The organism is Streptomyces sp. N50, from assembly GCF_033335955.1.
Classification (GTDB): domain Bacteria; phylum Actinomycetota; class Actinomycetes; order Streptomycetales; family Streptomycetaceae; genus Streptomyces.
This window is the reverse complement of record NZ_CP137549.1, coordinates 3,154,106-3,174,044: the sequence shown is the minus strand read 5'-3', so window position 1 is coordinate 3,174,044 and position 19,939 is coordinate 3,154,106. Positions and strand designations below refer to the sequence as shown.

The 19,939-nt window shown below is 69.8% G+C and carries 17 protein-coding genes and 1 tRNA gene; 9 read left to right on the top strand and 9 right to left on the bottom strand.

Annotation, left to right across the window (positions count from 1 at the left end):
- The first annotated feature begins 197 nt into the window (after window positions 1–197).
- Genes R2B38_RS13840 through R2B38_RS13830 form a run of 3 tightly spaced genes read left to right on the top strand, consistent with a single transcriptional unit; the run spans window position 198 to window position 3,363 of the window.
- On the top strand, window positions 198–1,496 hold the full coding sequence (locus R2B38_RS13840) for an ABC transporter substrate-binding protein (RefSeq protein ID WP_318016506.1): 1,299 nt from the start codon (window positions 198–200) through the stop codon (window positions 1,494–1,496).
- Window positions 1,493–2,473, top strand: coding sequence for a carbohydrate ABC transporter permease (locus R2B38_RS13835; protein WP_033283821.1), 981 nt, complete (start codon window positions 1,493–1,495; stop codon window positions 2,471–2,473). The genes R2B38_RS13840 and R2B38_RS13835 overlap by 4 nt, the downstream gene beginning before the upstream one ends.
- Window positions 2,470–3,363, top strand: coding sequence for a carbohydrate ABC transporter permease (locus R2B38_RS13830; protein ID WP_318016505.1), 894 nt, complete (start codon window positions 2,470–2,472; stop codon window positions 3,361–3,363). Before R2B38_RS13835 ends, R2B38_RS13830 begins: the two co-directional genes overlap by 4 nt.
- A gap of 12 nt (window positions 3,364–3,375) precedes the next feature.
- On the opposite strand, the gene R2B38_RS13825 is transcribed toward R2B38_RS13830, so the two are convergent.
- The 4 genes from R2B38_RS13825 to R2B38_RS13810 form a co-directional block, all read right to left on the bottom strand.
- Window positions 3,376–4,101, bottom strand: coding sequence for a hypothetical protein (locus R2B38_RS13825; protein WP_318016504.1), 726 nt, complete (start codon window positions 4,099–4,101; stop codon window positions 3,376–3,378).
- 134 nt (window positions 4,102–4,235) lie between these two features.
- A complete protein-coding gene (gene hutH / locus R2B38_RS13820; protein ID WP_318021673.1) occupies window positions 4,236–5,765 on the bottom strand; it encodes a histidine ammonia-lyase in 1,530 nt (509 codons plus the stop codon).
- Window positions 5,766–6,021: 256 nt separating this feature from the next.
- A complete protein-coding gene (locus tag R2B38_RS13815; protein ID WP_318016503.1) occupies window positions 6,022–7,446 on the bottom strand; it encodes a GH1 family beta-glucosidase in 1,425 nt (474 codons plus the stop codon).
- 289 nt (window positions 7,447–7,735) lie between these two features.
- Window positions 7,736–8,779 (bottom strand): LacI family DNA-binding transcriptional regulator, encoded by a 1,044-nt coding sequence (locus R2B38_RS13810; protein ID WP_318016502.1) that lies wholly within the window; start codon window positions 8,777–8,779, stop codon window positions 7,736–7,738.
- Window positions 8,780–9,271: 492 nt separating this feature from the next.
- On the opposite strand from R2B38_RS13810, the gene R2B38_RS13805 reads away from it, so the two are divergent.
- The 6 genes from R2B38_RS13805 to R2B38_RS13780 all read left to right on the top strand — a co-directional run bounded on the left by R2B38_RS13805 (window position 9,272) and on the right by R2B38_RS13780 (window position 16,404).
- A complete protein-coding gene (locus R2B38_RS13805) occupies window positions 9,272–10,594 on the top strand; it encodes an ABC transporter substrate-binding protein (RefSeq protein ID WP_318016501.1) in 1,323 nt (440 codons plus the stop codon).
- A gap of 278 nt (window positions 10,595–10,872) precedes the next feature.
- On the top strand, window positions 10,873–11,865 hold the full coding sequence (locus tag R2B38_RS13800) for a sugar ABC transporter permease (RefSeq protein ID WP_318016500.1): 993 nt from the start codon (window positions 10,873–10,875) through the stop codon (window positions 11,863–11,865).
- A 14-nt stretch (window positions 11,866–11,879) separates the two neighbouring features.
- Window positions 11,880–12,800: a carbohydrate ABC transporter permease gene (locus tag R2B38_RS13795; RefSeq protein ID WP_318016499.1), complete on the top strand. Its 921-nt coding sequence runs from the start codon at window positions 11,880–11,882 to the stop codon at window positions 12,798–12,800.
- 169 nt (window positions 12,801–12,969) lie between these two features.
- Entirely contained in the window at window positions 12,970–14,424 is a 1,455-nt protein-coding gene (locus R2B38_RS13790) for a GH1 family beta-glucosidase (RefSeq protein WP_318016498.1), read from the top strand.
- 108 nt (window positions 14,425–14,532) lie between these two features.
- Window positions 14,533–15,588 (top strand): LacI family DNA-binding transcriptional regulator, encoded by a 1,056-nt coding sequence (locus R2B38_RS13785; protein WP_318016497.1) that lies wholly within the window; start codon window positions 14,533–14,535, stop codon window positions 15,586–15,588.
- Between the two features lie 30 nt (window positions 15,589–15,618).
- Window positions 15,619–16,404, top strand: a complete 786-nt coding sequence (locus R2B38_RS13780; RefSeq protein ID WP_318016496.1) for a serine/threonine protein kinase — start codon at window positions 15,619–15,621, stop codon at window positions 16,402–16,404.
- On the opposite strand, the gene R2B38_RS13775 is transcribed toward R2B38_RS13780, so the two are convergent.
- The 5 genes from R2B38_RS13775 to R2B38_RS13755 form a co-directional block, all read right to left on the bottom strand.
- On the bottom strand, window positions 16,376–16,873 hold the full coding sequence (locus R2B38_RS13775; RefSeq protein ID WP_318016495.1) for a GNAT family N-acetyltransferase: 498 nt from the start codon (window positions 16,871–16,873) through the stop codon (window positions 16,376–16,378). The genes R2B38_RS13780 and R2B38_RS13775 overlap by 29 nt on opposite strands.
- Window positions 16,874–16,937: 64 nt before the next feature.
- Window positions 16,938–17,010, bottom strand: a tRNA-His gene (locus tag R2B38_RS13770).
- A gap of 82 nt (window positions 17,011–17,092) precedes the next feature.
- Window positions 17,093–17,695, bottom strand: a complete 603-nt coding sequence (gene orn, locus R2B38_RS13765; RefSeq protein WP_078652613.1) for an oligoribonuclease — start codon at window positions 17,693–17,695, stop codon at window positions 17,093–17,095.
- Between the two features lie 120 nt (window positions 17,696–17,815).
- The gene (locus R2B38_RS13760; RefSeq protein ID WP_318016494.1) at window positions 17,816–19,078 is read right to left on the bottom strand and encodes a GlxA family transcriptional regulator; all 1,263 of its coding nucleotides are present in this window, start codon (window positions 19,076–19,078) and stop codon (window positions 17,816–17,818) included.
- A gap of 386 nt (window positions 19,079–19,464) precedes the next feature.
- Complete coding sequence (locus tag R2B38_RS13755) at window positions 19,465–19,809, bottom strand: hypothetical protein (protein WP_318016493.1); 345 nt, start codon at window positions 19,807–19,809, stop codon at window positions 19,465–19,467.
- Between the last annotated feature and the right edge of the window lie 130 nt (window positions 19,810–19,939).

Below are 19,939 nucleotides of genomic sequence, written 5' to 3'. Positions count from 1 at the left end.
CCACTCGGCCGCACGTTCGCTCCTTTTGCTCGTGAGTGTCGATTACGTTTCGACAAATGAAGGCGGCGGGTGTTGACGCATGACCAGACATAGGACTGTTATTACGCCACCGTGTTTGGTCGCGTTGGTTTCTGGTCGGTTACGACGACCTGGGGCGTGGCGCATTCCGGCCGAACCTTGTCCGTCAGGAGCCGTTCATGCCCGACTTCTCCCTCCCCGCCGCCAGTCGCCGCTCCGTCCTGCGCGGCATAGGCGGCGCTGCCGTGCTCGGCGCCGGGATACCCCTGCTGAGCGCGTGCGGCAGCAGCGGTAGCTCGTCCGACCCGAAGACCGTCACCGTCGGCTCCAACGCGTCCGACGCGGTGCCGAAGAAGGCGTTCGCGAGCGTCTACGCGGACTTCAAGAAGACGTCCGGCATCACCGTCAAGGTCAACACGAAGGACCACAACACCTTCCAGGAGCAGATCAACTCCTACCTCCAGGGCACGCCGGACGACGTGTTCAACTGGTTCGCCGGGTACCGCATGCAGTTCTTCGCGGCCAAGAAGCTCGCCACGTCCATCGACGACGTCTGGGCGAAGATCGGGGACAACTTCCCCGACGCGATGAAGCAGCTCAGCAAGGGCGAGGACGGCAAGTACTACTTCGTGCCGATGACCACGTACCCGTGGGCCATCTTCTACCGCAAGAGCGTCTTCACCGCGAAGGGCTACACCGTCCCCACCACGTGGGACGAACTGGTCGCCCTCTGCAAGAAGATGAAGAGCGACGGCCTGGTCCCGATCGCCTTCGGCGACAAGGACGCCTGGCCGGCGATGGGCACCTTCGACCAGATCAACTTCCGCCTCAACGGCTACGACTTCCACAAGTCCCTGATGGCGGGCAAGGAGGCGTGGACCGACCCGAAGGTCAAGGCGGTCTTCGACCACTGGGCCGAGCTCCTCCCGTACCACCAGGACGGTTTCATGGGCCGCACCTGGCAGGACGCGGCGCAGGGCATCGTGTCGAAGAAGTCCGGCATGTACCTCCTGGGTTCCTTCGTGGCCCAGCAGTTCACCGTCAAGGCCGACCTCGACGACCTCGACTTCTTCGCCTTCCCGGAGATCAACTCCGCGTACGGCCAGGACACCGTCGAGGCGCCCACCGACGGCTACATGGTCAGCAAGGCCCCGAAGAACCACGACGGTGTCGTCAAGCTCCTGGAGTACCTGGGCACCCCGGCGGCCGAGCAGCTGTACCTCAAGACCGACCCGAGCGTGGTGGCCGCCTCCAGCAAGGCCGACACCTCCGCGTACTCGCCGCTGCAGAAGAAGGCGTTCGACATGATCGGCGCCGCCAAGAACCTCACCCAGTTCATGGACCGCGACTCCCGGCCGGACTTCACCTCGACGGTGATGCAGCCCGGACTGCAGAAGTTCCTCCAGAACCCCAAGGGCGTCGACAGTCTGCTGACCTCGATCGAGCGCCAGAAGAAGACGATCTTCGCCTCCTCATGATCTCCGAGACGACTACGACGAGCCCGGAGGCGGACGCCGTTCCGCCTCCGGGCCCCGCGCCCGAGAAGAAGCGGGTCCAGCAGGGCGCCAAGCGCCTGCTGACCCGCCGTGACCGCATCACGCTCGCCTTCATGGCGGGCGTGCCGACGATCCTGCACGTGGCCCTGGTCTGGGTCACCGCGCTCGCCTCGATCCTCCTGGCCTTCACCAGCTGGGACGGCATCGGATTCAGCTCCATCAAGTGGGTGGGCCTGGCCAACTTCAAGGAGCTGTTCAACGACAACCCGCAGTTCTGGCCCGCACTTGAGCACAACGTCATCTGGTTCGTCGTGCTCATCCTGCTGCCGACCCCCTTCGGCCTGTTCCTGGCCGTCCAGCTGGACAAGAAGATCCGGTTCAGCCGCGTCTACCAGACCGCGTTCTTCCTGCCGGTCGTGATGTCGCTGGCGGTCACCGGCTTCGTCTGGCAGCTCATCTACAACCCCGACACCGGCCTGATCAACAGCCTCATCGGGGCCAACAAGCCCGGCCACTACATCGACTGGATCGGCGATCCCAAGCTCAACCTGTGGGCCGTCCTGATCGCCGCGTCCTGGCGGCACGCGGGCTACATGATGATCCTGTACCTGGCCGGCCTGAAGGGCGTCGACCCATCGCTGAGGGAAGCTTCCGCGCTGGACGGCGCGAACGAGTGGCAGACGTTCAAGAACGTGATCTTCCCGACGCTGCGGCCCACCAACACGGTCGTCCTGGTCGTCACGATCATCGAGTCGCTGCGCGCCTTCGACCTGGTCTACGTCTTCAACAAGGGCGCCCAGGGAACCGAGTTGCTGTCGATCCTGATCACCAACAACATCATCGGCGAGTCCAGCCGGATCGGTTACGGGTCGGCGATCGCCGTCGTCCTGCTGGTCATCTCCCTCGTGGTCATCATCCCGTACCTGATCTCGACCTTCCGGAAGGAGCGGCGCGCATGACCACCCCCACCGCCGCACTCGGCGTGAAGCAGCGCACCCCGCTCCGCCCGGCCCGGGTCCTGCTCCACACGTTCCTCGTCGTCACCTCGCTGGCCTGGCTCGCCCCGCTGCTGTGGGCGGTCTACGCGGCCCTGCGCCCGTACTCGGAGACCAGCAACAAGGGGTACGTGTCCTGGCCGGACAAGCTGAACCTCGACAACTTCAAGAACGCGTTCCAGCAGTCCGACATGATCCACTACTTCGTCAACACCCTGATCATCGCGGTCCCGGCCGTGCTGCTCACGCTGCTGCTGGCGTCGATGGTCGCGTTCTACGTCAGCCGGTTCGACTTCCGGCTGAACATCTTCCTGCTGCTGGTCTTCACGGCCGGCAACCTGCTGCCGCAGCAGGTCATCATCACCCCGCTGTACCGCATGTACCTGCTCATCGACCTGCCCGGCATCACGATGAGCGGTAAGCTCTACGACTCCGCGCTCGGCCTGGTCCTCATCCACGTGGCGTTCCAATCGGGCTTCTGCGCCTTCGTATTGAGCAACTACATGCGGATGCTGCCGGACGAGCTGACCGAGGCGGCGCTGGTCGACGGCGCGTCGGTGTGGCGGATGTACTGGCAGATCGTGCTGCCGCTGTGCAAGCCGGCGATGGCGGCCCTGGCCACCCTGCTCTCCATCTGGATCTACAACGACTTCTTCTGGGCGATCGTGCTGATCTCGACCGGCGAGAACATGCCGATCACCTCCGCCCTGAACAACCTCTCCGGCCAGTACTTCACCGACCCCAACCTGGTCGCCGCCGGCGCCCTGCTCACCGCGATCCCCACGCTGATCGTGTACTTCGCACTCCAGCGCCAGTTCGTCAGCGGCCTCACCCTGGGTGCCAACAAGGGCTGACGGGCGGGGGTTTCAGAAGGGACCCGGCCCGCCGAAGCCCCCGAACCCACCGGGTCCGCCCGGGCCGCCGCCGAACAGCCCGCCGTGCGGCCCGTGATGGTGGAAGCCGTCGAACAGCGCGTCCGCGAGCAACATGCCACCGACACCGGCGGCACCCGCGACGAGCGCGGTCTTCCACCACGGGGTGCTGTACCAACCCCCGGCCATGGAACGGCCGTTGACGACCCCACCGGGGTAGTAGTACGGCGTGCCGGTACCGGGCCGCGCGGACGCGGTGTACGTCTGCCCACCCACGGTGACCTGACCGCCGCCACCCTGCGCGGGCAACTCGGGCCCCGGGTCAAGTCCCAATGCCCCACGGGCGGTCCGGATGTGGTGCAGCCCCTCGATGGCGGTCTGCGTCACGAGCCCGTACTGCATCGGCGAGTAGGCGACGGCGAGTTGGCCCTCGGCGGCCCGGAGCCGCTCGGTGGCGTCGGCGAGCGCCTGCCGGGCGGCGGTGCTGTTGCCGGCGTCCAGCGTCGACAGACTCCCGCCCAGCCGCTCGACCCAGCGGGTTGCCTCAGCGTCGGCGTCGGCGTCGTAGGACTGCGCGGCGGAACCGGAGCCGTAACCGCTCGAACCGAGGTCGTAACCACTGCCGCCGAACCGCGAACTCCCGCCCGCCGCCTGCCTCTTACTGAAGGCGACCGCACCGCCGACGATCAGGGCCAGCAGCACCAACACGATGAAAAACATGACGTCCTCCCGTCCGCGCCGGGATCGGATCACCCCGTACAGGAAGATCAGACGCCTCGGGGCTGAGAGGCCGCTACGGGGGCTCTGAGGGGCGGCTGTGAATGGCGGCGGGGATTGTGCCCTTCGGTCCGGCCTCAGCGGCGCAGCGCCCCCACGACACCCTCCACGACCCTCAACACGTCCCCGCCGCGCACGAGTTCGGCGATGTGCTCGATGTCCGTGTGGAAGACCCGGTCCTCGTCGACGGTCGGCACGGTCTGCCGGATCTTCGTCCGCAGCGCCTCCGCGGCCGGTGAGGGGGAGAGCGGGGCGAGGAGGTCGAGGGCCTGGACGGCGCACATCAGCTCGATGGCCAGGACGTAGGCGAGTTTGCGGGTCGCGCGGTAGGCCTTCAGGGCCGCCAAGTAGGCGTTGCCGACGGTGTCCTCCTGGTTGGCGGAGGTCGTGACGTTGTCGGCGGAGGCGGGGACGGCCAGGCCGCGCAGTTCCATGGTCAGGGCGGCGGCCGTGTACTGGGCGATCATGTAGCCGCTGTTCAGGCCCGGTTCGCGGACCAGGAAGGCGGGCAGCCCGCTGAAGTTGCTGTTGACCATGCGGTCGGTACGGCGCTCGGAGACCTTGGCCAGCACGGTCATCGCGTTGACCATGGTGTCGGCCTGGATGCCGACGTACGTGCTGTCGCAGTTCGCCCCGCTGAGCGCGACCCCGTCCTCGCCCTCGGGATGGATGACCGGGTTGTCGCCCACGGAGTGGAGTTCCTCGACGATGACCTCCCGCGCCTGCGCCAGCGCCCGCTTCGCACCGCCGTGCATCTGCGGAACGGCCCGCAGGGAGAGGCTGTCCTGGAGGCGGTGGTCGAGGAACTCGGTGCTTATCGCGCTGGATGCCGTCAGCCGCCGTAGGTTCTCGGCCACGGCGGCCTGCTCGGGGTGCCGCTTCCGCTCCTGGATCCGGGCGTCGTAGGCGCGGACGGTGCCCTTGAGCGCCTGTACCGACAGACTCGCGGCGACGTCGGCGGTGGTCGCCGCGACCTCGGCGTCATGGGCGGCGAGGACGGCGATCGCGGTGACCGAGTGGGTCCCGTTCGTCAGCGACAGGCCCTCCTTGCAGGCGAGGCGGGTGGGCTGTTCGCCGATGCGGGCCAACGCCTCGGCGCCGGGGAGGAGTTGGCCGTCGTACCAGGCCCGTCCCTCTCCCAGCAGTACGAGGGCCATGTGGGCCTCGGGGGCGAGGTAACCGACGGAACCCTCGCCGGGGACGTGCGGTGTGACCCCGGCGTTGAGCATGCGCCGGATCAGTTCCAGGGTCTCGAAGCGGATGCCGGAGTAGCCCTCGCCGAGGCCGACCAGTTCCATCAGGGCGATGGCGCGGACTGTCTCGGTGGGCAGGGGTTCGCCCACGGACACGGCGTGCGACCGCACGATGTTGCGCTGGAGCCGCTCGGCGTCCGCCGGGTCGATGACCTCCGTGACGTTGTCGCCGAACCCGGTGGTGACGCCGTAGACCAGGCGGTTCTCGGCGAGGAAGCGTTCGACCAGTGCGCGGGACTTGCGTACCCGGTCGACGTACGTGGTGTCGAACTCGACCCGGGCGCCGTGGCGGGCGACCGCGACGAACTGCTCGACGGTGATCGGCTCCGGGCCCAAGGTGACCGTCACGGACATCTCCCCGCGCTTGACGTGCATCCATTCAGTAGCATGGCGAATGAATCACTTTATTTAGGGCTTGGCAAGGGCGGTGGGTGGCGGCGGGCGCGCTCCGGACCCTGGTGCGTGCAGGCTGGGGTTCGATCTAACCTCCTTGGTCCTCCAGGCCGGTTAGTCCAGCCCCCATCGTTTCCGCGCCCTCGTCCCCGACGGGGCGCGGCACGCCCCCACGGCATGCCGCGCCCCGTTCCCCGTCCCCCGGTTCCCCCGTGGATCAGACACCCTCTGCCGAGGGAAGCGTGCCGGTGCGGGCCGCCTCCCCGTACCACCGCGCGCTCGACTTCGGGGTCCGGGCCAGCGTCGCGTAGTCCACGTACACCGCCCCGAACCGCTTCTCGTAGCCGTACGCCCACTCGAAGTTGTCCATCAGCGACCACAGGTAGTAGCCCCGCACGTCCGCGCCGTCCGCGATGGCCCGCCGTACGGCGGAGAGGTGGCCGTGGAGGTAGGCGATCCGCTCGGGGTCGTGGACGTTGCCCTCGGGGTCGGGCTTGTCGTCGTAGGCCGCGCCGTTCTCCGTGACGTAGAGCGGCAGGCCCGGGGCCTCCCTGGCGTAGCGCATGATCAGGTCGTAGAGGCCCGTCGGGTCGATCGTCCAGCCCATCTCCGTGCGCTCGCCCGGGGTCTGGAGGAACGCCACGTCGTCCGCGCCCGGCCAGGGCGAGTACGCGCTCAGGCCGTGCCCGTCGGCCCGCGGACCCGCCGGGGTCGACTCCGCAGCTTCCACCAGTGCCGGTGTGTAGTAGTTCAACCCCAGTGCGTCCAGCGGCTGGTGAATGAGTGTCAGGTCACCGTCGCGGACGTACGACCAGTCCGTGACCGATCGCGTCGCGTCGAGCAGCGACCGCGGGTACGTGCCGTGCAGCATCGGCCCGTGGAACACCCCGTTGGCCAGGTCGTCGATCTTCCGGACCGCCGCCATGTCCGCCGGGGACAGTGAAGCGGGCCTGACCACCGCGGAGTTGAGGCTCACCGCGATCGAGTTCCGGGCCCGCATCGCGGACCGCAGCGCCGAAGTCGCCAGCCCGTGCGCCAGGTTGAGGTGATGGGCGGCCCGGAGCGACGCGCCCGCGTCCGTGCGGCCCGGCGCGTGCACCCCCGAGCCGTAGCCCAGAAAGGCGCTGCACCAGGGCTCGTTGAGCGTGGTCCACTGCTCCACGCGGTCGCCCAGCGCCTCGCCCACGATCTGCGCGTACTCGGCGAAGCGGTAGGCCGTGTCGCGCTCCGGCCAGCCGCCCGCGTCCTCCAACTCCTGTGGCAGATCCCAGTGGTAGAGGGTCAGCGCCGGTTTGATGTCGGCCGCGAGCAGCTCGTCGACCAGGCGGCGGTAGAAGTCCAGGCCCACTTGGACCGCCGGGCCCCGACCGGTCGGCTGCACCCGCGGCCAGGAGACCGAGAAGCGGTACGCCGTCAGGCCCAGGTCCGCCATCAGCGCCACGTCGTCGCGGTAGCGGTGGTAGTGGTCGACAGCGATGTCGGCGTGATCACCGCCCGCCGTGCGGCCCGGCGTATGACTGAACGTGTCCCAGATCGAGGGCGTACGGCCGCCCTCCCGCACCGCCCCCTCGATCTGGTAGGCGGAGGTCGCGGCTCCCCACAGGAAGGCAGGAGGGAACGTCGCGGGCGTCAGGTCTGGCATGGAATCGCTCCCATGGGGTCGAGTGGCGCCCATTATGCATGGGAGCGCTCCCATGAGCAAAGGGTCCGCTCCCCCCGACGTTCCGACATCCCGGCGTCCCGACATCTTCCGCCCGCCACTCAGGCACGCCCACCACTCAGGCACGCCCACCACTCAGGCGCGCCCACCGCTCAGGCGCGGACACCCCTCACGCGGGGACACCGCTAACGCACGGACACCGCTAACGCACGGACACCGCTAACGCACGGACACCGCTAACGCACGGACACCGCTAACGCGCGGACACCCCTCAAGCCGACTCCCGCACCACCAACCGCGTAGGCAGCACCACTTGCCGGTGATCGCCACCGCGCTGCGCGATCTCGTCCAGCAGCAGGCTCGCCATCGTGCGCCCCATCTCCTCCAGCGGCTGCCGGACGCTGGTCAGCGGGGGATCAATGTGCCGGGCCACGATCGAGTCGTCGAAGCCGACGACGGCGACGTCGTCCGGCACCCGCCGCCCCGCCGCGCGCAGTTCCTGCACGGCCCCCGACGCCATCACGTCGGACGCGGCGAACACGGCGTCGAGCCCGGGCCGCCGGCGCAGCAGCTCCCGCATGGCCGCGCGGCCGCCCTCCTCGCGGAAGTCGCCGTACGCGATCAGGTCCTCGTCGACGGTGACGCCCGCGCCCTCCAACGCCTCGCGGTAGCCGTCGAGCCGGGCCTGGGCGGCGTCCATGTCGAGGGGGCCCGTGATGGTGGCGATGGCCCGGCGGCCCTTGGCCAGCAGATGCTCGACCGCGATCCTGGCACCGCCGTTGTTGTCCGCGCGGACGTGTCCCAGCAGCTCCCCGTGGCCGCGCCGGCCGGCCAGCACGGTCGGCACGGCGAGTTCGTGCAGCCGGTCGGGGAGCGTGTCGCCGCTGTGCACCGCGAGGATCAGCACGCCGTCCACCCGGTGTGCCGACAGGTAGGTGGCCAGCCGCGCGTACTCCTTCTCGTCCGGTGTCAGTACCAGCAGCAACTGCATCTGGGCGCTGGCGAGTTGGGCCGAAACGCCGCGGATGATCCCGGAGAAGTACGGCTCGGAGAAGAGCCGGTCCTCGCCCTCGGGGACCACCACCGCGACCGAGTCCGTACGCCGGGTCGCCAGCGAGCGGGCGGCGGGGTTGGGGACGTAGCCGAGTTCCTCGATCGCCCGCTCCACCGCCGCGCGGGCGTGGTCGCTCACCTTGGGGGAGCCGTTGATGACCCGGGAGACCGTGCCGCGGCCGACGCCGGCGAGCGCGGCCACGGCGTTGAGCGTCGGGCGCCGGACGTCCGCGCGCGGGGGCGGCTGCTCGGCAGGGCTCATCGTTCACCTTCCGGCGATCAGTGGGGACTTGCCTCATTCTTGCCCAGAAAATCGGGCGACGGCCCGGACGGACGGCCCCGGCGCCGAGCCTGCGGGACGGACCCTTGGATCACCTGCGTGAATCCTGTGCGGGACCGGTCCGTGTCCGGTCGGTGACGCCTGGTGGAGCGACACATTCACGTGACGTGCGGAACACGCTTGCGCAACAACGCCGTTTTCAAGTCTTGACACCCGGCCCGGCACGAAGGAGTCTTCCGGCATGCCGCGTGGGAGCGGTCCCACGGAACCTCGGGGGCTTCCTTCCGTGTGGACGAAACCACCAACGGCCCGTCCCTCTATCTCGCATGGCACACCGTTGACCAGCACCTTTTCACCGCACGACCCGTGCTGTGGGCTGGCCGCTGCTCGAAACGAGAGGACAGGTCCGGATCGCCGAGCCTCGGCGGTCCGATTCCTGAGACCCCGTTCCCCACTGGAACAAGGAGTAGTGGAATGCGCATCACCCGTACCGGCGGCGGCCACGGCCGCAGAGCAGCGGCCCTGACCACGACGGTCCTGACGGCCTCCGCCCTGCTGCTGACCGGCTGCAGTAGCGACGACAGCTCCTCGGACGCCAAGGACTCGAACGGGAACATCACTCTCACGGTGGCCGACTACGGGCAGTTCGGTTACAAGGAAGCCGGCCTGTTCGCCCAGTACCACAAGCTGCACCCGAAGATCACGGTCAAGGAGAACGTCACCGCCAACGAGGCGGACTACTACCCGAAGTTGCTTCAGCAGCTGAACACGGGCAGTGGCCTCGCGGACGTCCAGGGCATCGAGGTCGGCCGGATCAAGGAGGTCGTCGACACCCAGGCGGCCAAGTTCACCGACCTGAGCAAGTCGATCAACGTGAGTGACTGGGTCTCCTGGAAGGAGAAGCAGGCCACCGCGTCGGACGGTTCGGTCATCGGCGCCGGCACCGACATCGGCCCGATGTCCCTGTGCTACCGCTCGGACCTCTTCAAGGCCGCGGGTCTGCCCAGCGACCGGGACTCGGTCGCCAAGGCCGTCGCCGGCGGCTGGGAGGACTACCTCAAGCTCGGCGAGAAGTTCAAGGCGAAGGCCCCCAAGGGGACTTACTTCATGGACTCCGCGAGCGCCATGTACAACGCGGTCGTCAGCTCCTCCGCGGAGCAGTACTACGACGCCTCCGGCAAGGCGATCTACAAGAACAGCCCGGCCGTGCAGCAGGGCTGGAACCTGGCCGCGGAAGCAGCGTCCAAGAAGCTGACCGAGGGTCTGCCCCAGTTCACCGACGCCTGGACGGCGGCGCTGCGCAAGGGCACCGTGGCCACCGTGGCGTGCCCCGCCTGGATGGCCGGCCAGATCTCCATCAACTCCGGTGACGCCTACAAGGGCAAGTGGGACATCGCCCGTGCGCCCGGCACCAGCGCGGGCAACTGGGGCGGCTCCTTCCTGGCCGTGCCCAAGAGCGGCAAGAACGTCAAGGCGGCCACCGACCTGGTCAAGTGGCTGACCGCGCCCGAGCAGCAGGCCGCCGTGTTCAAGGCGATCGGCGTCTTCCCGTCGAACAAGGGCGCCTACGACCTCGCCAGCGTGAAGAACGCGACGCTGCCGTACTTCAACAACGCCCCGATCGGCCAGATCTACGCCGACGAGGCGAAGGCCATCCCGGAGGCCGTGCTCGGCGCGAAGGACGGCACGATCAAGGACACGATCTCCACGCAGATCAACAACATGGAGCAGCGGGGCACCAAGCCCGCCAAGGCGTGGAAGGCCGCGACCGACTCGATCGACAAGGTGATCGGCTGACACAGGCAGCGGTGCGGGCGGCCCGGCGGCCGCCCGCACCGCGCCGCGTGCGTGGGGCCGCGCGGCGGCTCCCGCCGTAGGCGCGGGGCCGTCCGCACCGGCCCCGGTCGTCAAGTGCCGGTCTTTTCCGCGGTGTTCGGCGCACACTCACCGGACGCCGCCGCACCGTGTCCGCCCGACCGGCGGCCCGACGGCGACGACGTGTCCCGGGCAAGGAGCCCGGCCCCGCGCCCGCCCCCTGCCCGTACCCGGCCGAGATCCAGGGAAGGACTCCCTCCGTGGCAACCACAACCCCCACACGGGGCGCCCCCACCCCGCCACCCGGCGGGGCCGGCGCCGTACCGAAAGAACCCAGCGTGTGGCGTACCCGCCTGTGGCGCCTCGACGACAAGGCGTCGCCGTACGCGTACATCGCCCCCTTCTTCCTCATCTTCGGTGCCTTCGGCCTCTACCCGATGCTGTACACGGGCTGGATAGCCATGCACCGGGTGGAGATGACGAGCCTGAGCCAGTCCGAGTGGGTCGGCTGGGACAACTTCGCCAAGATCCTCCAGGACTCCGAGTTCTGGACCGCGGTCACCAACACCTTTGTCATCGGCGTCATTTCGACCGTCCCGCAGCTCCTGATGGCCCTGGGCCTGGCCCACCTGCTCAACTACAAGCTGCGCGCCAGCACGTTCTGGCGGACGGTGATCCTCACCCCGTACGCCACCTCGGTGGCCACCGCCGCCCTCGTCTTCGCCCTGGTCTTCCGGGCCGACGGCGGGCTGCTCAACTGGGTGCTGCACTTCGTCGGCATCGGCAACACCGACTGGGGCAACGGGGAGTGGTCGTCCAAGTTCGCCATCTCGGCCATCGTGATCTGGCGCTGGACCGGCTACAACACCCTGATCTACCTGGCGGCCATGCAGGCCGTGCCCACGGACCTGTACGAGGCGGCCTCGATCGACGGGGCGACGCGCTGGCAGCAGTTCCGCAAGGTGACCATCCCCTCGCTGCGGCCGACGATCCTGTTCACCATCGTCATCTCGACCATCGGTTCCATGCAGCTGTTCGGTGAGCCGCTGCTGCTCCAGGGCGGCACGCTCGGCTCCACCGGAGGCAGCGAGCACCAGTACGAGACGCTCAGCATCTACCTCTTCAACTACGGCTGGAAGCTTGGGCACTTGGGCCCAGCCGCGGCCGTCGCCTGGGCCATGCTCGTCCTGCTGCTGCTCATTGCCCTGATCAACCTGATCGTCGGCCGGGTCCTGCGCAGGAGCGCGGCGTGACGGGAGCGAAATCGATGACCACGACCAGCACCACTCCGACCGCGCCGGACCTCGATCCGGCGTTTCTTCCCGTCACCCCCGGCACCGGCCGCCGACGCTTCAAGATCGGCGCCGGCCAGCAGCTCAAGGGCGGCCCGTTCACCTACGCGGCCCTGATCATCGTCGGCCTCGGCTCGGTTTTCCCGCTGTACTGGACGCTGGTGGCCGCCTCGCACGACCAGCAGCGGGTCCTCGACAGCCCGCCGCCGCTGCTGCCGGGCGGCCGGCTGTGGACCAACCTCCAGTCGGCCTGGGACCAGGCCCACCTGGGGAAGGCCATCGTCAACACCGTCGTCGTGGCCGGCTCCATCACCGCGGCCACGCTGTTCTTCTGCACCCTCGCCGGCTACGCCTTCGCCAAGATGCGCTTCCGCGGTCGCGGCGCCCTGATGACCGCGGTCATCGCGACCCTGACGATCCCGCCCCAACTCAGCGTCGTACCGCTGTTCATGATGATGGCGGACATCGGCTGGGGCGGAAAACTGGAGTCGGTGATCTTCCCGACCCTGGTCGGTGCCTTCGGCGTCTTCTTCATGCGCCAGTACCTGCTGGAGGCCCTGCCCTACGAGCTCATCGAGGCGGCCAAGGTGGACGGCGCGAGCAACATCCGCATCGTCTGGAACGTGGTCCTGCCCGCCGCCCGCCCCGCGATGATGGTGCTCGGGATGCTCACCTTCGTGCAGGCGTGGAACGACTTCTTCTGGCCCTTCCTCGCCCTGAACCAGGACAACCCCACCATCCAGGTCGCGCTCGGCCAGCTCAGCGCCTCCTACACCCCCGACCAGAGCATCGTCATGGCCGGAGCGCTGATCAGCACCCTGCCGCTGCTGCTGGTGTTCGTGATCTTCGGCAAGCAGATCATCGGCGGCATCATGGCGGGCGCCGTCAAGGGCTGACGCCGGGCGGCCAACTACCGCTCGCGCAGGCCCAGTTCACCCTCCCGTACGGCCCGCCCCGCACGCGGGCCGTACCCGGCCGGGCGCCCACCGTCGTGCCCCGACCGCTTCCCCCCTCATCGCCGGACCACCGTCCGGCTTTTACCCACTCCACTTCGGGAGCGCTCACATGACCGCCGTACGACATGAGACCAAGGCCGCGCCGGCGTCCACGACCTCCTTCCCCCCGGGCTTCGTCTGGGGCGCCGCCACCGCCGCCTACCAGGTCGAGGGCGCCGCCGCGGAGGACGGCCGGACCCCCTCCATCTGGGACACCTTCAGCCACACCCCGGGCAAGGTGCGCAACGGCGACACCGGTGACATCGCCGCCGACCACTACCACCGGTACCGCGACGACGTGGCGCTGATGAAGGACCTCGGCCTGAAGGCGTACCGGTTCTCCATCTCCTGGTCCCGGGTCCAGCCCACCGGACGCGGACCCGCCGTGGAGCGCGGTCTCGACTTCTACCGCCGGCTCGCCGACGAACTCCTCGCGGCCGGCATCACCCCCGTCGCCACCCTCTACCACTGGGACCTGCCGCAGGAGCTGGAGGACGCGGGCGGCTGGCCGCAGCGCGACACGGCGTACCGCTTCGCCGAGTACGCCGAGATCATGGGCCGGGCCCTCGGAGACCGCGTCGGCCTGTGGACCACCCTCAACGAGCCCTGGTGCAGCGCCTTCCTGGGCTACGGCTCCGGCGTGCACGCCCCCGGCCGCACCGACCCGGCGGCCACCCTGCGCGCCGCGCACCACCTCAACCTGGGGCACGGCCTGGCGGTCGGGGCGCTGCGCGAGGTGCTGCCGGCCACCGCGCAGACCTCCATCACCCTCAACCTGCACCAGGTGCGCCCGCTCACCGGCAGCCCCGAGGACGCGGAGGCCGCCCGCCGTATCGACGCGGTCGGCAACCGGATCTTCACCGGCCCGCTGCTCGACGGCGCCTACCCCGAGGACCTGCTCGCCGACACCGCGCACCTCGTCGACTGGACGGAGCTGGTGCGCGACGGCGACCTGGCCGAGATCTCCCGGCCCATCGACGTGCTCGGCGTCAACTACTACGCGCCGACCGTCGTCTCGGCCGGCTCGGGCGACGGCGCCACCAAGAACGACGGCCACGGCGCGAGCGACCACTCACCGTGGACCGGCTCCGAGAACGTCGACTTCCACCTCGCCAACGACCACCTCACGGCGATGAACTGGGCGATCGACCCCAGCGGCCTGCACACCCTCCTGACCGACCTGGCCGCCTCGCACCCCGGGCTGCCGCTGATGGTCACGGAGAACGGCGCGGCCTTCGACGACTACGTCTCCCCCGAGGGCCTGGTCAACGACCCGCAGCGCATCGCCTACCTCCACGCCCACCTGGACGCCGTCCGCCGGGCGGTCGCCGACGGAGCCGATGTCCGCGGCTACTTCCTGTGGTCCCTGCTCGACAACTTCGAGTGGTCCTACGGCTATTCGAAGCGTTTTGGCGCCGTCTACGTCGACTACTCCACCCAGCGCCGCATCCCCAAGGCGAGCGCCCACTGGTACGCCGGGGTGATCCGCGGGAACGCGCTGCCGGCGGCCGGCGAGGACGGGTGAGTCCCGGCGGGCGGTGACCCCGGCCGACGAGGGACGATGGAGGGCGGGGCGTCCGGGCCCCGGCTGTTACATTCCTGGCCTGAAAGCTGCGAACGGAAGGCGGCGACCATGGCGGTCAGCGGTGGGCGGAACCGGGGCGGCAGGCGGCCGACCCTGGAGGAGGTCGCCGCCCGTGCCGGTGTGGGCCGCGGCACGGTCTCCCGGGTGATCAACGGCTCGCCCCGGGTCAGCGACGCGACCCGCGCCGCCGTCGAGGCGGCGGTCGCGGAGCTGGAGTACGTCCCGAACACGGCGGCCCGGGCGCTCGCCGCCAACCGCACGGACGCCATCGCCCTCGTCGTCCCCGAGCCGGAGACCCGCTTCTTCGCGGAACCGTACTTCTCCGACATGCTCAAGGGCGTCGGCACCCAACTGTCCGACACCGAGATGCAGTTGCTGCTCATCTTCGCGGGCAGCGACCGGGAGCGGCAGCGCCTCGCCCAGTACCTGGCCGCCCACCGGGTGGACGGCGTCCTGCTCGTCTCGGTCCACGCGGACGACCCGCTGCCGGACCTGCTGGCCGCGCTGGAGATCCCGGCGGTGATCAGCGGCCCCCGCTCGGCCGCCGAGCCCCTGACCTCGGTCGACTCCGACAACTACGGCGGCGCCCGCTCCGCCGTGGAACACCTGCTGTCCCGCGGCCGCACCCGCATCGCCCACATCACCGGCCTCCTGGACGTCTACGGCGCCCAGCGCCGCGTCGCCGGCTACCGCGAGGCCCTGCTCGACGCGGGCCACGAACTGGACGAACACCTCATCCAGCCGGGCGACTTCACGGAGGAGGGCGGCCGCCGCGCGATGAAGGAACTGCTGGCCCGCCGCCCCGACGTCGACGCGGTCTTCGCCGGCTCGGACGTCATGGCGGCGGGCGCCCGCCAGGTCCTCCGCGAGGAGGGCCGCCGCATCCCGGACGACGTGGCCCTCGTCGGCTACGACGACTCGGCCATCGCCCGCCACATGGACCCGCCCCTCACCAGCGTCCGCCAGCCGATCGAGGAGATGGGCCGCGCGATGATCGACCTCCTCCTCGCGGAGATCGCGGACCGCCGCCCGGCGACTCCCCGCGGCCCGGAGCGACAACACGCGGTGCTGGCAACGGAGTTGGTGACGCGCGCGTCTTCATGAGGGAGCGGTCGCTCGGACAGACTGCTGCCCATGACACCCCGTCGCCATCCCCTCCTGGCCGTCGACGAGATCCCCGCGACCGAGCCGTACCTCCGCGCCGTGGGCGAGATCTTCCGCACCTTCGGCGAACAGGACTCCGGATGCGTCGGCTACGCCGTCCAACTCCCGGACGGCGAGCGCTGGTTCGTGAAAGCGGCCACAACAGCCCCCGCCCAGGCCTCACTTGACCGCGCCTGGGCCTTCCACCGCGCGGTCCGCCACCCGGCGATCGTCCCGCACCTGCACCGCATCACCGTGACGGACAGCGGCCGCACGGCGGCGGTCATGCCCTGGCGCCCCGGCGAATCCCTCTACGGCCCGGCCCGCGCCCGCTTCCGTGCCCTGTCCCTCGCCTCCGTCCACCGCGCGATCGACCGCGTCCTGGACGCCCACCTCGCGGTGGAGGCGGCGGGTATGGTGGCGGTCGACCTCTACGACGGCGCGTTCCTCTACGACTTCTACGGCGACGCGCTCCACCTCGTCGACCTCGACGAGTACCGCCCCGGCCCCTTCGTCCTCCAGGGCGACCGCCTCCCGGGCTCGGCCCGCTTCATGGCCCCCGAGGAGTGGCACCACGGCGCCCGCATCGACATCCGCACGACGGTCTACGCCCTCGGCCGCACCGCCCGGCTCCTTCTCGACGCGGGGGAGGGGGAGCGGGCCTGGCGGGGTACGGCGGGTCAACTCGCCGTGCTGGAAAGGGCTACCCGCGCCGATCCCGCCGAACGGTTCGCGGGCGTACGGGAGTTCACGGACGCGTGGCGCGCTGCCACCTGACCTCACCGTCCTGCCACTGGTCGGTCGGCGTGAGGCCCGCCGCCGTGGCGACCGCCGCGGATGCCCGATGATCCGGGTGGATGTGCGCGACGACCGTAGGGACCGCCTGTTCTTCGAGCCAGGACACCAGGCCCCGCGCCGCCTCGCTCGCCAGGCCGCGGCCCTGCCAGGGTGCTCCGACCACCCAGGCGATCTCGGCCTCGGACCCGGTCACGGTGGCCTGGACGGTGCCCGTGAGACGGGAGTCGGTGCGGAGGCGGATGACCCAGTTGAGCCAGCAGACCGCCGGGTCCGGGGAACCGGCGACCAGGCGCTCGTAACGGGTGCGCAGCGCGGCGGGAGTGAGGGGAGCCCCGCCGGTGAAGGTGTGGAGCGCCGGGTCAGAGAGGACGGCGGCCATCTCGGTGGCGTGCTCCGCACGGAGGGGGAGGAGGTCGAGACGGGGGGTGCGGATGCGCGCTGGGTGCATGAGAGGCTCCGGAAAACGAATCAGCCGGTGACCTCGTTTCCGAAGTCACCGGCTGATTACTCAGGGTGAGTGACGGGACTTGAACCCGCGACTTCCTGGACCACAACCAGGTGCTCTACCAGCTGAGCTACACCCACCATGCCCGGTCGTTCACTCTGTAAGTTTCCGACCGGCCGAGAAAAAGTGTACAGGGTCCGAAGGGGTGCTCGCGCACGCCTTTTACGAGGTGGGCAGGACGTGCTTCGCGGCGATCGTGCGGGCCGTCTCGGAGTCCGGGCCGGGCTGCGGGACGAAGATCGCCTCGCGGTAGTAGCGCAGCTCGGCGATGGATTCGCGGATGTCGGCGAGGGCGCGGTGATTGCCCTTCTTCTCGGGGCTGTTGAAGTACGCCCGCGGGTACCAGCGGCGCGCCAGCTCCTTCACCGAGGACACGTCCACGATGCGGTAGTGGAGGTACTCCTCCAGCGTCGGCATGTCACGGAGCAGGAAACCGCGGTCGGTGCCGACCGAGTTGCCGCACAGCGGGGCCTTGCCCGGCTCCTTGACGTGCTCCCGGATGTACGCCAGGACCAGCTCCTCGGCGTCGGCCAGCGTCGTGCCGCCGGCCAGCTCGTCGAGCAGGCCGGACGCGGTGTGCATCTGGCGTACTACGTCCGGCATCGTCTCCAGCGCCTGGTCCGGCGGGCGGACGACGATGTCCACCCCTTCGCCGAGCACGTTCAGCTCGGAGTCGGTGACGAGGGCGGCCACCTCGATGAGAGCGTCGTCTGACAGCGAGAGGCCGGTCATCTCGCAGTCGATCCACACCATGCGATCGTTCATGTGTCTAACCTTAAGGTGCGTGCCGCCCGGCTGAGCCGACCGTGCGCCGACCTTGTGCCACCGGTACATGCGGAAACCCCCGGAGATCTCCTGCGAGAGACCTCCGGGGGCGTGCGGTTGCTACGTCGCGCTCCGCTGGCCGGGCAGACTCGCGGCCCGGCTTGTGGCGTACGCCTCACGGCCGTTCCCCTCGGCGGAGGCCGACGCGGACGCCGTCGCCGACAGCGCGTTCGCCGCCGTACGCCGCGACTGCATCGGGACCGGGCCGTCCGGGTGCAGCGCGGGCGGCAGTCCGGCCGGACCCAGGGGCATCGGACCGCCGGGCTGACCCGGGGCGCCGTCGCCGTCCGCCTGCTTGTCGCCCTGGGGCCTGCGGGCGCGGTACGCGGCCCGGTAGGCGGCGGGCGACGAGCCCAACTGGCGCCGGAAATGGCCGCGCAGGGCCACCGGCGAGCGGAAGCCGCAGCGGCCCGCGACCTCGTCCACCGAGTAGTCCGACGTCTCCAGCAGACGCTGCGCCTGGAGCACCCGCTGCGTGATCAGCCACTGCAGGGGAGCGCTCCCGGTGAGCGAGCGGAAGCGGCGGTCGAACGTACGCCTGCTCATGTACGCGCGTGCCGCCAGCGTCTCCACGTCGAACTGTTCGTGGAGGTGCTCCAGCGCCCAGGCGACGACCTCCGCGAGCGGGTCGGCGCCGATCTCCTCTGGTAAAGACCGATCGAGGTAGCGCTCCTGACCGCCGCTTCGGCGCGGGGGGACCACCAGGCGCCGGGCGAGCGCGCCGGCCGCCTCGTTGCCGTGGTCCGTCCGCACGATGTGGAGACAGAGATCGATTCCGGCCGCCGTACCGGCGGACGTCAGCACGTCACCGTCGTCGACGAAGAGTTCCCTCGGATCGACGTGCACCGACGGATAGCGCTTGGCCAGCGTCGGCGCGTACATCCAGTGGGTGGTCGCGGGACGGCCGTCCAGCAGGCCCGCCGCGGCCAGCACGAAGGCGCCGGTGCACAGGCCGACGATGCGGGCGCCTTCTTCGTGCGCACGGCGGATCGCGTCGAGTGCCTCCTCCGGCGGCGGCGAGGTGATCGACCGCCAGGCCGGCACGACGACGGTGCCCGCCCGTGAGATCGCCTCCAGGCCGTGCGGTGTGGTGAGTTCCAGCCCGCCGGTCGTGCGCAGCGGTCCTTCTTCGCCACCGCACACAAGAAGGCGGTAGCGCGGAACTCCGGCGTCCTGCCGGTCGATTCCGAACACCGACAGCGGTATGGAACTCTCGAAGATGGGGCCGCCGCTGAACAGCAGCACCGCGACGATCTCCTTGCGGCGTCGCCCGGAAAGCTTCCGGGCCGCGGCTTCCGGCGCGGCAGTGGAGTCGTGGCTCATCCTGCTAAGCCCCCCTCGGTGGTCGCGTCGCCCCTATCTTGTCGGGCTTGTCGCTCCAGCACGTTTCCCCTCGGTCCTGCACGAGTCCCCCGCCGTAAGACGTCAAGATCGAATCTACTGTGTCCAGTGGTGCCGGGGTGACCAGTTCGGCAACCGGCACATTGTCGACATGGCAACTTGGCGTGAAGCATTCGATCACGAAGCGTTGCACTCGTGGGCCGTGCAGGGAAGTGCGCCTCGTCGTAGTGGCCAATCCCCGTAGGGTGCGCAAGGCCCCCCAGACCCTTTCGGTGCAGGTGGAACGGGGGTTGGGGGGTGGTTCGGACAACAGATGCGCGGTGGCCGGAAGTTGGCTGAAAAGCGTCGGGCGCGTGCGCTGAAACCGGTCAGTCGACCGGTGTACTTCCCCCGGCGTGCCGCCCGCCCCTGTGCGCCCCCGCCGGGGCCCGGTGGCGGTGGCCGCGGTGCGGGGAGTGTTCTTCGGCCAGTGGCGGTGCCTGCTCCTCGGGCAGCAGCCGGGCCTCGCCCTGTTCGGAGCGGCGCAGCAGCACCCGGCAGGCGGCGGTGACGGCCGCGAGGCCCAGGGCCGTACCGGTGGCGCCGGCGAACGAGGTGCCGTACCAGAGGAGGACCACGGGGACGAGGACGCAGCTGAAGACCGCCCAGCGGACCACGTCGGTGGCGCTGTCGTGGCTGGGGTGTGCCTCGGAGGTCGTGCGGTGTCCGGACATGGCGTGCTCCCTGGGGCGGCGGCTCGCCGGGTTCAACGCGTGTTCGATGCGTCGGTCACTGTAGGGCAGTCCATGGAGGGACATGGACGGCGGCGGATAAGTGAATCCTGTGCAAACCGCCTGTACGGGG

Excerpts from the sequence above, each read along its gene's own strand:
- R2B38_RS13755 (WP_318016493.1), bottom strand. The coding sequence starts at position 19,809 with ATGTCCGGACACCGCACGACCTCCGAGGCACACCCCAGCCACGACAGC.
- R2B38_RS13805 (WP_318016501.1), top strand. The coding sequence starts at position 9,272 with ATGCGCATCACCCGTACCGGCGGCGGCCACGGCCGCAGAGCAGCGGCC.
- R2B38_RS13825 (WP_318016504.1), bottom strand. The coding sequence starts at position 4,101 with ATGTTTTTCATCGTGTTGGTGCTGCTGGCCCTGATCGTCGGCGGTGCG.
- R2B38_RS13790 (WP_318016498.1), top strand. The coding sequence starts at position 12,970 with ATGACCGCCGTACGACATGAGACCAAGGCCGCGCCGGCGTCCACGACC.
- R2B38_RS13830 (WP_318016505.1), top strand. The coding sequence starts at position 2,470 with ATGACCACCCCCACCGCCGCACTCGGCGTGAAGCAGCGCACCCCGCTC.
- R2B38_RS13775 (WP_318016495.1), bottom strand. The coding sequence starts at position 16,873 with ATGCACCCAGCGCGCATCCGCACCCCCCGTCTCGACCTCCTCCCCCTC.
- R2B38_RS13780 (WP_318016496.1), top strand. The coding sequence starts at position 15,619 with ATGACACCCCGTCGCCATCCCCTCCTGGCCGTCGACGAGATCCCCGCG.
- hutH (WP_318021673.1), bottom strand. The coding sequence starts at position 5,765 with ATGTCCGTGACGGTCACCTTGGGCCCGGAGCCGATCACCGTCGAGCAG.
- R2B38_RS13810 (WP_318016502.1), bottom strand. The coding sequence starts at position 8,779 with ATGAGCCCTGCCGAGCAGCCGCCCCCGCGCGCGGACGTCCGGCGCCCG.
- R2B38_RS13785 (WP_318016497.1), top strand. The coding sequence starts at position 14,533 with ATGGCGGTCAGCGGTGGGCGGAACCGGGGCGGCAGGCGGCCGACCCTG.
- R2B38_RS13760 (WP_318016494.1), bottom strand. The coding sequence starts at position 19,078 with ATGAGCCACGACTCCACTGCCGCGCCGGAAGCCGCGGCCCGGAAGCTT.
- R2B38_RS13795 (WP_318016499.1), top strand. The coding sequence starts at position 11,880 with ATGACCACGACCAGCACCACTCCGACCGCGCCGGACCTCGATCCGGCG.
- R2B38_RS13835 (WP_033283821.1), top strand. The coding sequence starts at position 1,493 with ATGATCTCCGAGACGACTACGACGAGCCCGGAGGCGGACGCCGTTCCG.
- R2B38_RS13815 (WP_318016503.1), bottom strand. The coding sequence starts at position 7,446 with ATGCCAGACCTGACGCCCGCGACGTTCCCTCCTGCCTTCCTGTGGGGA.
- orn (WP_078652613.1), bottom strand. The coding sequence starts at position 17,695 with ATGAACGATCGCATGGTGTGGATCGACTGCGAGATGACCGGCCTCTCG.
- R2B38_RS13840 (WP_318016506.1), top strand. The coding sequence starts at position 198 with ATGCCCGACTTCTCCCTCCCCGCCGCCAGTCGCCGCTCCGTCCTGCGC.